Below are 10,839 nucleotides of genomic sequence, written 5' to 3'. Positions count from 1 at the left end.
CTTCTAAATTAAGGTGGCAGGTATATCTGTCTGCATTTCAAGGGTTAGATCCCCCTCAATCCCCCTTAAAAAGGGGGAAGAAGAAAATTCTCCCCCCTTTTTAAGGGGGGCTGGGGGGGATCTAGACAATTCTTAAATGGGGTCAAGGGGAATTGAGGGGGATCTAGACAATTCTTAAATGGGTTCTAAGAATATGTTTATTTGAAGGCGCTGGGAATTGGTTGCAATTCATTCGCGGACGATCGCAAACTAGCTCACCATTATTTAGAGATAGTGGTAAGACATTTTTGATCGAGAATTCCACTGGAATTTTGCGAACAATCAGTATGATGCCCATCAACTTTCTTATCTGCGGCATCCTGCCTTGGCGCTTTGTAGGTGTTTGTTGACAAGAAAGCGTTGGTAATCGTGATGGGATTGGATGTAACGGGAGCCTTGGAGGCGATCGCGCCGCTAATCGTAAAAGTGCCTAGACTAGTTGGCAAGGATTGCAAACTCGCGATGCCTGAGGCATCGGTAGTGGTGGTGTAGGATGTCGTTTCTCCTGAAGAAGAAGTAACGGTAACCGTGATGGGAATATTCGGAATTGGCGTATTGGAATTGTTTTCCGTAAGCTGAAAGCCATTGTTGCCGTTTACAGGCGAGATGGTATAGCCCTGAATTTCTACTGCGCCGATGTCAACCGTTCCTCCCACAATGCGGCTGTAGCCTCTTTGGTCTGTGGTTGCGGTTACATTATTTCCTGCATTGATGACGGGGCTAGTGGGCTTAGGTAATTGGGTTTGTGTACTGCCGCCATAGTTGCTGAGGGGTAAAAGTTGCGGATCGAGGCGGTTGCTGGCATTGCCCAAGAGTGTGCTGGTCGTGAAGCCCGTACTGCCTGTAGTATCACCGATGAGATTGTTGCCATTATCGACAAACGCGCCCCATACATCGGGGCTAAGCGTTCCCGTTCCTGAATTATTTTTGGTATCGAAGTTGGCGGCGACGATCGTATTGGCAAGGCTGACCGTGCCAAAGTAGTTGAGGATACCACCACCAGTATTGTAAAGTTGAGCAGTTGATGAATTGGCTGAGTTATTGCTAATCGTACTGCTGTTAACTGTTAACGTACCGCCAACATTAAAGATAGCACCACCGCCAAATACAGCAGAATTGCCAGACAGAGTGCTATTGATTATTGATGCTGTGCCATACATGAAAATAGCCCCACCATAAAAACCAGCAGAATTGCCAGACAGGGTACTGTTAGTAATATCCAAGGTGGAACCATTGTTGTAAATAGCCCCACCATAACCACCCGTAGAATTGCCAGCTAGGGTACTATTGCTGATGGATGTTGGGGCAAAGACGTAAATAGCCCCAGCACCAGATTGACCATAATTACCAGACAGGGTGCTATTGCTAATATTTAGTGCGCCACCTTGAGCAACAATCGCACCACCCACATCAGCATTATTGCCAGACAGGGTGCTGTTGGTAATATTTAGTATGGTGTTAACGCTGTAAATAGCACCGCCAAGAGTAGCATTATTGCCAGACAGATTGCTGTTGCTAATATTTACCGTGCCCCCATTGCTTAAAATAGCCCCACCATTTTGAGCAAAATTGCCATTCAGGTAACTGTTGCTAATATTTATCGTGCCACCATTGCTGAAAATAGCAGCACCTCCATTAGACTTGCCATTCTGAATAGTCAAATCGTTGAAGGAGACAGTAGGAGAACCAGTGATGGAGAAAATTCCGTTGTTTCCATTTAAACTCCCATCAATAACCGTATTTGTCTTGCCATTTCCATTAATCGCGAGGCTGTTAGCAATGTTAAGCCCGCCGCTGGTCAGGTAAATGATCTGTCCATTGATGTTAGGTGCAAAGGCGATCGCGTCGCCATTCAAGGCGGTCGCAATTGCATCGCGTAGCGACCCCGTGCCGCTATCACTCACATTCGTTACCGTATTTGTTGCCAACGCATATTGGTAGACATTTGTTGCCTTACTATCAAAGGCGATCGCGGCTGGGCTTCCGCCTGTCTGATATTCCAAATTCCAGTTGCCGCCTGAGGCAGCACTTCCCGTGCGATCGCTGGAAGCGGCAACCTCATGCCCTGTCAATCCTTTAATCGACTGCACAAAAGCGGCTCCATCCTGTCCTTTGGCAAGGTTACAGGCATAGAGCAACACGATCGCGGATGGCGAGAGCGCTTTGCCCCATGATTGCAGTTCGGCGGCATAGTTGGCGATGTCGCTGCTGTTCACAAAGTCTTTGCCGAGCCAGAAGTTCCCTGCATTGCCTTCCGATACGATATGCAGGCTATTCGCTCCCGTGATGCTGGCAAGGGTATCCGTCACTTGCTGGATGCCTTGACTGCTGGCGATGACGCTGATTCTGCTTCCGCCTTTGGTTCCATCAATGAGGGTTTGGTAGTCTTTGACAGCACTATCGATAAATACGACGTTCCATCCCTGCTGGATATTAGGGGCGTTTAGGTTCGCTTGGCTGCTGTCATAGCGATCGGCGAGTAGGTCTATTCCTTTGGCGCTTAGATTTCCGCTGATCGCGGCACTTCCCGCTTGAGTCGGTGCGTTGATTGCCGATCCTGTTAGCAATTGCGATAGATCCAATCCTTCAATCGGTCTGCTGTTCCCTACGGTTTGTTGGTCGGCGATGGGTAAATCCAGACTCAACAAACTTCCTTCGGGAGTGATCTTTACGTATTTTCCATCGGGGGTGGCGGTGATGTTAATTTTGCCATTGGGAGCCTCTATCGTTCCTGTGTTAATTACGATTCCTCCCGCGAGGGTGATGCTGTTCCCATTCCCTACGGTGAGGTTCCCTTGATTGACGATCGCTCCTTTTGTCTCTCCCGTGGGGATGGGAGTAGAGCTACCCGTAAAGGCGAAGGCGTTGGGTGTTCCGACGAGAGTTTTGATCTCTGCGAGGCTGCTATTAATCCCGAACCATCCATTCCCAACCTGAATCCCTGTGGCGGTGCTGGCGGTGAAGGCGGCAGGGACGTTTAGACTCGCGTTTGCTCCGAAGACGATGCCCGATGGGTTAATGATATAGAGGTTGGCGTTACTTCCTGTTACTTGGATCAGTCCGTTAATTATCGATGGGTTCCCACCTACGACTCGACTCAGGATATTTTGGACACTCGGTTGGCTGATGAAGTTGGCGATTTGTCCTTGGCTTAAGCCGAATTCTTGGAAGCTATGAAAGAGGTTGGCTCCCGCTTGCGTTCCCCCTGTTATGTCAATCGTTTTCCCATTGGGCAGGACTAATGTTCCCGTTCCATCTGCTGCGGGGACAATTCCCTGTGCCTTCGTGGGGGCTGCGCTGAAAATCTGAACTGTAGCAGTAGCGATCGCTAGGATGGCTCCTCTCTTTAAGACCTCGATCAAGAATTTCATGGGCTTATATATTGAGAATCTATATTCTTAAGTCTATAGACTACTATAAAATTTTAATATAAATCCTGATATTTAAGTGGCTGGGTATAGCTAAAAGCCATATATAAGCCAAAGTGCTTACTGTATATACAGTAAAGGTTTTATGGTTGCAATTGATAAATTTGGTAAAATCAATAGGACATATATCATTAATATGTCAACAAAATTTTATATATTAACAATAGTTAAGGTCATTTAGACTCCAGTAAAGCTCCATTATCTTAATAGGATTTAATACTATTAAGTAGCTAGGCATAAGTAACCTTAAAACCTAGAAGAGCGTACCGTCCGCGTAGCGGGCAGTACGCTCTTCTAGGTTTGGTTTTTTAATTATGCTTAACCGCTTAAATTGGTTGGTACTATATAGCTGCCGCCAACCGTATCAGGACATAAAACCCCAAAGAGAGTTGCCGCGCGGAGCGCGGCAACTCTCTTTGGGGTTTTGATTTTGTCCTATAGCTATCGCCAAATGTACTAGGACATAAACCCCAAGAATTGAGTGGCGGCGCTTCGCGCCGCCACTCAATTCTTGGGGTTTGATTTGTCCTAATTCAAGTGAATGTAGCTATAACAAAACTGGCGGCAGCTATAGCTCAAAAAAACTGGCTCAAAAAACTGGCTAGGACTATAAGGTTTGAGATAAAGTAGAAGATAGGTGGCTTCTACATTGTGTTGTTAAATCTCAAGGAGCATAAACCGATGAAATTATTAATAGCAGCGATCGCTTCTCTCGGAGCAATGGGGACATGGGTATCCTCAGCCATGGCAGATGTATCGATCAATATTAGGCTGGGAGCGAGTCCTTCCTATCATTCTCATACCTATTATTCTGGCTACAACTCTGTTCCCTATTATCAAGAACGCTACGAATACCATAATTGGCATAATAATGGGTCAGTTATTGTCAAAGAAGTCTATCCTTCGTCCCCTTCTTACTACGGTAATTCTTGGAATAGGATTAATTCTCCCACGGTAATTTATAGTAACCGTGCCAATGGTTACGGACTGCCATGTAACAACGATCGAGGAGAGCAATACATCATCGAGAAGAGAATCATTCGTGTCAGATAAACGCAAAAAAGAGGGAGACGCAATGCATCTCCCTCTTTTTTGTAACAAACTCGAAATATCGACTATACCAAGCTAAGAAACGGCGTAGCCATTTCTTAACGTCAGTTCGGGTTAAGCTGGTAAATTCCAAAATCCCAAAAGCAAAAGCCTTGCGGAGCAAGGCTTTTGCTTTTGGGATTTGAGAAAGGGTTGGCTACGCAAACCCTTTCTCAAATCTCGTTTCAAATTATCCCGAAATCACGTTTGATACCAATTCCCAAAATGGCAACGCCATTTTGGGAATCTCAAAACCTTACTGGGTTTGATGTTTAATTCACAAAAGTGTTGTCACACTTTCGTGAATTGGTATGATTAGGTGGGTTGTTTGAGATTTTCAGCACCTTTAGTGATCGCGATCGACTCAATGCGATCGCCGACTTGAATTTTCTCAACTAGTTCCATACCTTCGGTCACGTAGCCAAATACCGCATAGGAACCATCGAGGAAATAAATATCATCGAGGGCAAAATAAAACTGACAGGATGCGGAATTAGGAAACTGAGATCTTGCCATCGCGATCGCGCCCTTATTGTGGCGCAATTTGGGCTTTTTGGTAGGGGGTAAAACTTCACCATAGACAGGCTGTTTCGCCCCATCAGGCAAAATTTCTAAGGGAATATAACGGGGCTGAGATGAGGCGGGATCGATAAAATTACCCGTACCATTCCCAAGGGGATCGCCACCTTGAACCACAAAGGGGGTTGGCTCCTTAACTACCCGATGGAAATTCAAACCGTTATAGACTCCACGTTTGACCAGATCGATAAAATTCCCTGCGGTCACTGGGGCATTATCACCATCAATGTCAATTTTAACGATTCCAGATTTTAGTTTTAACTCTACTGTGGCTGTTCCCTTGAGCTGGACATACTTAGCGATGGCAGGATCCCCTGAGCTATCCGCAGGCTTAGGAGAAGCGGATGAATCCGTATTGCTAGCCGAAGGTGATGCCGACTTGGGAGCGCTACTAGCTGTGGTACTAGAAGGGGTGCTAGAAGATGAGGTCTGAGAAGAAGTAGCAGAAACACCACTACTGCTGCTACAACCAGTGATTAATAAACTTGCTGCTAAAAAACAACTAAGGAGCCAACGTAACATTTTTATCCCTTGAATAATTTTGATAAGGTTTTAGTAAGGTTTTACAGCGCTTTGCACTCAAACCCAAACCAAGGAAATTTTTGAAAACGTTGCGAAGCAACGTTTTCAAAAATTTCCTTGTGATTCGTTTGATCGATAATCGCTGTAATAGGAATTAGGCATAATAAAAAACCTAGAGTCAAGTCAAGAGCCTGTGGCGCACGCTGCGCCACAGGCTCTTGGGTTTTATAAACCTTCTAAAGGTACAGACAAAAACTTAGCAATCTCGGCAGCTCGATCTTCGAGGGCAGCCAAAGCAATTGGTTGACCTACTTCTGATAGGGGGAGATCGCCTTTGCCCTTTACCCGCAAATATAGCGATCGCTTTGGGCTTAGCCCATTACGAATTTCGACACGAACTGCTTGGACATCAGCGATCTTGTAAGTAAATTCAATATTTTTATTCTTACTGCGCCCGCGCCGAAAAATTTTCACTTTGCCAGTATTGCGATCGAACTCGTTGTAGCCACTGCCATAATCGATCGCCATCACGTATAGCAGATATAGCTCCAGCAAAGTTCCAGCGACCCCATAAAAGGAAAGCGCCAGACCTTGGGGCACAAATTCTAATTGCAGTGGTTCGGAAATAGGCAATAAGTTAATTTTTAAAAAACTAGATAAACCTGCGAGCAAAAATCCCGACGCACCTATGGCAACAATAACCGCAAAGCCATAGTTACTAAAGCGTCGTGACCCAACAATGTCATATCGCAGAACATTGGATTGAGATTGTGTAGTTACCATCGGTTGAAATAATATTGCAAAATTACTAGGGAAAACAACAGTATATAGCGGCTTGCAGCCTCTAGCATAGCGAATGTATATCTGCCACCAAAATAGTGTTGCCGCGTGGAGCGCGGCAACACTATTTTGTACAAACTAAAGCCCGTAAAGTTGCGCCCCGCAGGGGCGCAACTTTACGGGCTTTGGTAATTTATTTCGCATAAGTACTTTCGCATAAGTACTTATGGATAGAAGTCGATCGCGATCGCGATCGGGCGATAGGTTATGATGCAAAAGATTTGCTAAAGAAATAATGCGTAGAGTATCTTGCATAATATCGAGTAACTCAAGTCACTTACCGTCAATTACACCTCCAAATTAATCGTGAAAAAATCACTCAATTATTCCTTAAAGCAAAGTATCCTTGCCGCGATCGCTGTTAGTTGTGTTGCGGTCGTGTCATCCTGCCAGCAACCCCCTGCACCAACCGCAACTGAAACAAAATCGGCTGCATCGGCATCTCCTTCTGCATCGGCATCTCCCTCCGCGTCAGCATCTCCCTCCGCATCGGCATCTCCCTCCGCAAAGCCCACCGAATCATCATCAAATAAAACCCCTGCTAGCCTTGATAAAATTGCTGGGGAATATAACGTAGTTTTAGATCCTAAAGTTTTGGCTGAAGCTGAAAAAGAAGGCGTTAAGTCTGTAACAGGTAAATGGACGATCAAGCCTGAAGGTTCTTTTGAAGCCAATCTCAAGGCAGTTTCTACTAAGGACGAAGTACAAGAAATCAAGACCGTTGGTAAATTTACAATCGAAGATGGCAAGGCTTTTTCTCAAGTGGAAACAGTAAATGGAGAAAAGCCACCTCAAGCCGCTCCCAAGGTTCCCTATACTCTCTCTGCCGATGGCAAAGAACTACAGGCGGATGGTCAGCCAGTAAAATTGGTTAAGCAATAATTTTTTAAGTTCCTTGTTTTTTAGGCAAGCAAAATCGCCCACTGATTTTAAGTAAGTGGGCTTAATTAAATATAAAACCCTAAAACCTGTGGCGCACGCGCAGCGTGCGCCACAGGTTTTAGATCTGGATTTTAATTATGCTGGGGTACTTACTTGCCTTATACCAAGTTAAGAAATGGCGTAGCCATTTCTTAACTTGAAACCCCTTATACCAATTCCCAAAAGTGTGGCTACACTTTTGGGAATTGAAAACCAAACCCAGTAAGAGTTTTAAAATCACAAAATGGCTACGCCATTTTGTGATTTGGTATTACGAGGTTTAGTTTTTAATTCACGAAAGCGTGACAACACTCTCGTGAATAGCTATTTAGTGGTATTAAGAGCTTTATCAAGAGCTTATGTACAATTGCTTATTTTCCTCTCACGATCGCATCTATAACTTTGAAGAATTGGGATTTCCTACCACAGGCATAGATTTTGATTGTGAAAATTTAGGCGATCGCCAGCAGGTTTTAAAGCGTCCCTATATCGTCTTTAATATGGTGTCTAGCGTCGATGGGAAAGCCACAACCCATGCTGGTCAACTAACAGGTTTAGGATCGCGCCCCGATCGCCTACTAATGAAAAGATTGCGATCGCAATTTGATGCCGTGCTAGCGGGTGGAACGACATTGCGCCATGATGCCTTCATTCCTACCATTCCTCCCGAATTAGCCGAGGAACGTCAAAAAAATTTCCCCCAACCCCAGCCCCTCGGCATAGTGATTAGTACTTCAGGTGATTTGCCGAGCGATCATCGTTTTTGGGATGCGGGTAAAGACCTACGCGTTGTCTTAACGGGAGAGGATACCAAGATTGCGGATTGGCTGACGGAGAAGGCACAAATTTTTCGATTTCCAACCCGCGATCGCCAGATCGATCTCAAGTTGGTTCTATCCAGACTGTTCGAGCAGCTTGGGGTAAAGCGGCTCTTAGTGGAAGGGGGACCCAGTTTAAATTATTCGCTAGTTTCGCAGGGCTTAGCTGACGAGCTATTTTTGACCTTATCGCCTCACCTAGTGGGCGGTGTGGATAATATGACGGTATTAGGTGGCGCAGGCTTTGGGCTTGGTGGGAGTGATTTACCAAAACTCAAATTGCGATCGCTTTATCACCACGATTCAGAACTGTTTTTACGCTATCAATTGAACTTGTCATCTAAGTAATGCCAAGTTAAGAAATGGCGTAGCCATTTCTTAACTTAGGGACTTGCTATTAATTAAAGTACCTGTGGCTTCGACTACGCTCAGCCAACGTTAGCTGAGCGCAGTCGAAGCTAGATAACTTTGCTGGGACATTTTTTATCCGCAAGAGCCTTATAGCTACAGTTACTTGAATTAGGACAAATCAAACCCCAAGAAGTGACTGGCGGCGCTTTGCGCCGCCAGTCACTTCTTGAGGTTTATGTCCTATTAGACTTGGCGATAGCTATAATTGACAAAAGTGAATTAAAAAACAAACCCAGTAAGATTTTGAGATTCCCAAAATGGCAACGCCATTTTGGGAATTGGTATTATCCATAGGGACGTGGATAGGGCTTGAGCATTGGGGATGCGCGATAGACGGGGAATATCTGTACGGCTTGCCCACCGCGCTTGATGGGAATGTCGGCAATCTTTTCTAACGATTGAAAGTAATCTTTATACTTATCTAGAGGCTGAGGGAACTTCTCATCCTTCATAAATAGCTCTGAGGCAATGTAAAGCGAGGTCTTCCCAACAAAATCTTCAGCCTTGCTCCAATAGGCAAATCCGCGCAGGTCTTCATCGAAGCAGGTAACTTTTTTGCCCAATGGCTCGATCGCCATACCCACCTGTCCCGCGACAAAGAAGTTATTGCTAAATACAAAATCAGCTTTCTGCAATTCCGCTTTCAAAGGCGAATCTACAAAGGCTTGCCGTAGCTGCTCGATATCAATCATTTGCGTTGAAGGATCGTCCTTTGCCTCCCAAAAACCTCCCGCGATCGCTGCGTCCCCACCTTTTTGAACGATGCCCCAATGCACATGCAGTAAGCCCACTAGCAATAGCGGTAAAATTGCCATGCTCGAACCCCAGAGCCAATTACGAATAAATTGCGGACGCTTTAACTGTACCTGAGCGGCTCTTTCCCCTAGCAAAAGGGTTGCCCCAAAAAATCCTGGCATATGCCAAGAAGGAAGAATTTGGATAAATCCGCCCATAAAGGTGAACCCAAAGAAAATCGGCATCGATACGCAGAGAATGAGCAATCTTTTCTTTCGCAATAGATCTTCGGCGATCGTTGATGCAGTCGATTCATTAGTTCCATCTTTAGTTCCATCTTTAGTTCCATCTTTTATAGCTGTTGCTATGTCCGTTGCATCTACACCCATTGCATCCGCATCCTTCTCGATCGGGGAGCCACTCCCCAGTAACAGTTCTCCTGCGGTACGAAAGCTCGTCCACCATAGAGGAATCCCAAAGGATGGAAATAGATAGCCAAGCGCTAGGAGGATCGTCACCAATAATCGTTCGAGGTTATAGCCTTGGGTGGGGACGGCTCGGCGGCTTTGAAATCGAAATGAAGCCCATTCATGTTGAGAATTCCAAATTAAAACTGGAGAAATCGCGATCGCAAATAGAGCGATCGCGGCAAGTGTCCATTTTGAAAACAATGCGCCACGATGACGAGGGCTAAGCAGACAAAATAGCACCAATCCGCCGCCCAGCAGCAAGCCATGATATTTACCAAGAAAGGCAAGCCCTATACATAACCCAATAATCGCTAGTCGATAGGTCGGTTGGTATCGATCGCTATGCTCGGAAGGAAAGAACTCCTCAGCAGCAACCCACAGACAAGCTGCCCAGAAAAACATCAAAGGATTATCGGGCAGGGTGAGAATCCCAAAAGCAATCTGAAAGATCGGAATTGCGGTGAGAATTGCCAGAGTTAATGTTGCTGTGCGCTCCCCAAATAGTTTTTTACTCGCTAGATAAGAGAATATTAACGTTCCTGTATAAAGTAAAATTCCGCCAATCCTCAGAGTAAAAGGTGTGACCGCACCACTCAGCCATAGACCGATCCCCGCAGTAAGGGCAACAAGGGGTGGATGATCGAAATAACTTAAGTTGAGATTTTGGGTATAGAGGTAATAGTAAGCCTCATCAAAACCAATATTGAGATAGATAGCGCATACAGCCCTAAACAGGAAACCCCACAATAATATGGCGATCGCCCACTTATGAATTTTCACTCTGGATTCCTTCATTTAATGTATAGCAGTCATAAATATTTTGAAGAAGCGTGCACCTTATGGTTACGCGCTTCCTCAACCCTATAGCATTATTTGAGATAGTTATACCAAATCACAAAATGGCTACGCCATTTTGTGATTTTAAAACCCTTACTGGGTTTAGTTTTCAATTCCCAAAAGTGTAGCCACACTTTTGGGAATTGGTAT

General features: G+C 45.2%; 8 protein-coding genes. 3 read left to right on the top strand and 5 right to left on the bottom strand.

What is annotated here, in order from left to right; translation table 11 throughout:
• Positions 1 to 260: 260 nt before the first annotated feature.
• A complete protein-coding gene (locus AC805_RS21130; RefSeq protein ID WP_055077234.1) occupies positions 261 to 3,410 on the bottom strand; it encodes a DUF4347 domain-containing protein in 3,150 nt (1,049 codons plus the stop codon).
• Between the two features lie 738 nt (positions 3,411 to 4,148).
• On the opposite strand from AC805_RS21130, the gene AC805_RS21125 reads away from it, so the two are divergent.
• The gene (locus AC805_RS21125) at positions 4,149 to 4,520 is read left to right on the top strand and encodes a hypothetical protein (protein ID WP_055077233.1); all 372 of its coding nucleotides are present in this window, start codon (positions 4,149 to 4,151) and stop codon (positions 4,518 to 4,520) included.
• A gap of 351 nt (positions 4,521 to 4,871) precedes the next feature.
• On the opposite strand, the gene AC805_RS21120 is transcribed toward AC805_RS21125, so the two are convergent.
• The 3 genes from AC805_RS21120 to AC805_RS25860 form a co-directional block, all read right to left on the bottom strand.
• Entirely contained in the window at positions 4,872 to 5,657 is a 786-nt protein-coding gene (locus tag AC805_RS21120) for a peptidylprolyl isomerase (RefSeq protein WP_055077232.1), read from the bottom strand.
• Positions 5,658 to 5,882: 225 nt separating this feature from the next.
• Positions 5,883 to 6,440, bottom strand: a complete 558-nt coding sequence (locus AC805_RS21115; RefSeq protein ID WP_055077231.1) for a photosystem I assembly protein Ycf4 — start codon at positions 6,438 to 6,440, stop codon at positions 5,883 to 5,885.
• Positions 6,441 to 6,575: 135 nt separating this feature from the next.
• The gene (locus AC805_RS25860; protein ID WP_156341515.1) at positions 6,576 to 6,752 is read right to left on the bottom strand and encodes a hypothetical protein; all 177 of its coding nucleotides are present in this window, start codon (positions 6,750 to 6,752) and stop codon (positions 6,576 to 6,578) included.
• 51 nt (positions 6,753 to 6,803) lie between these two features.
• Here AC805_RS25860 and AC805_RS26550 point away from each other — a divergent pair, with 51 nt between their 5' ends.
• Together AC805_RS26550 and AC805_RS21100 are read left to right on the top strand one after the other, a co-directional pair.
• The gene (locus AC805_RS26550; RefSeq protein WP_197278812.1) at positions 6,804 to 7,379 is read left to right on the top strand and encodes a hypothetical protein; all 576 of its coding nucleotides are present in this window, start codon (positions 6,804 to 6,806) and stop codon (positions 7,377 to 7,379) included.
• Positions 7,380 to 7,777: 398 nt separating this feature from the next.
• A complete protein-coding gene (locus AC805_RS21100; RefSeq protein WP_055077228.1) occupies positions 7,778 to 8,584 on the top strand; it encodes a RibD family protein in 807 nt (268 codons plus the stop codon).
• A 347-nt stretch (positions 8,585 to 8,931) separates the two neighbouring features.
• Here AC805_RS21100 and AC805_RS21095 read toward each other — a convergent pair whose 3' ends face one another.
• Complete coding sequence (locus tag AC805_RS21095) at positions 8,932 to 10,647, bottom strand: glycosyltransferase family 39 protein (protein ID WP_055077227.1); 1,716 nt, start codon at positions 10,645 to 10,647, stop codon at positions 8,932 to 8,934.
• Positions 10,648 to 10,839 lie beyond the last annotated feature (192 nt).

Source organism: Pseudanabaena sp. 'Roaring Creek', from assembly GCF_001402795.1.
Taxonomy (GTDB): Bacteria; Cyanobacteriota; Cyanobacteriia; order Pseudanabaenales; family Pseudanabaenaceae; genus Pseudanabaena.
This window is presented reverse-complemented; position numbering and strand designations above follow the sequence as displayed.

Bases quoted from the DNA above. Each gene is read 5' to 3' on its own strand.
- AC805_RS21100 (WP_055077228.1), top strand. From the start codon at position 7,778: ATGTACAATTGCTTATTTTCCTCTCACGATCGCATCTATAACTTTGAA.
- AC805_RS21130 (WP_055077234.1), bottom strand. From the start codon at position 3,410: ATGAAATTCTTGATCGAGGTCTTAAAGAGAGGAGCCATCCTAGCGATC.
- AC805_RS21120 (WP_055077232.1), bottom strand. From the start codon at position 5,657: ATGTTACGTTGGCTCCTTAGTTGTTTTTTAGCAGCAAGTTTATTAATC.
- AC805_RS21115 (WP_055077231.1), bottom strand. From the start codon at position 6,440: ATGGTAACTACACAATCTCAATCCAATGTTCTGCGATATGACATTGTT.
- AC805_RS21125 (WP_055077233.1), top strand. From the start codon at position 4,149: ATGAAATTATTAATAGCAGCGATCGCTTCTCTCGGAGCAATGGGGACA.
- AC805_RS21095 (WP_055077227.1), bottom strand. From the start codon at position 10,647: ATGAAGGAATCCAGAGTGAAAATTCATAAGTGGGCGATCGCCATATTA.
- AC805_RS25860 (WP_156341515.1), bottom strand. From the start codon at position 6,752: ATGCAAGATACTCTACGCATTATTTCTTTAGCAAATCTTTTGCATCAT.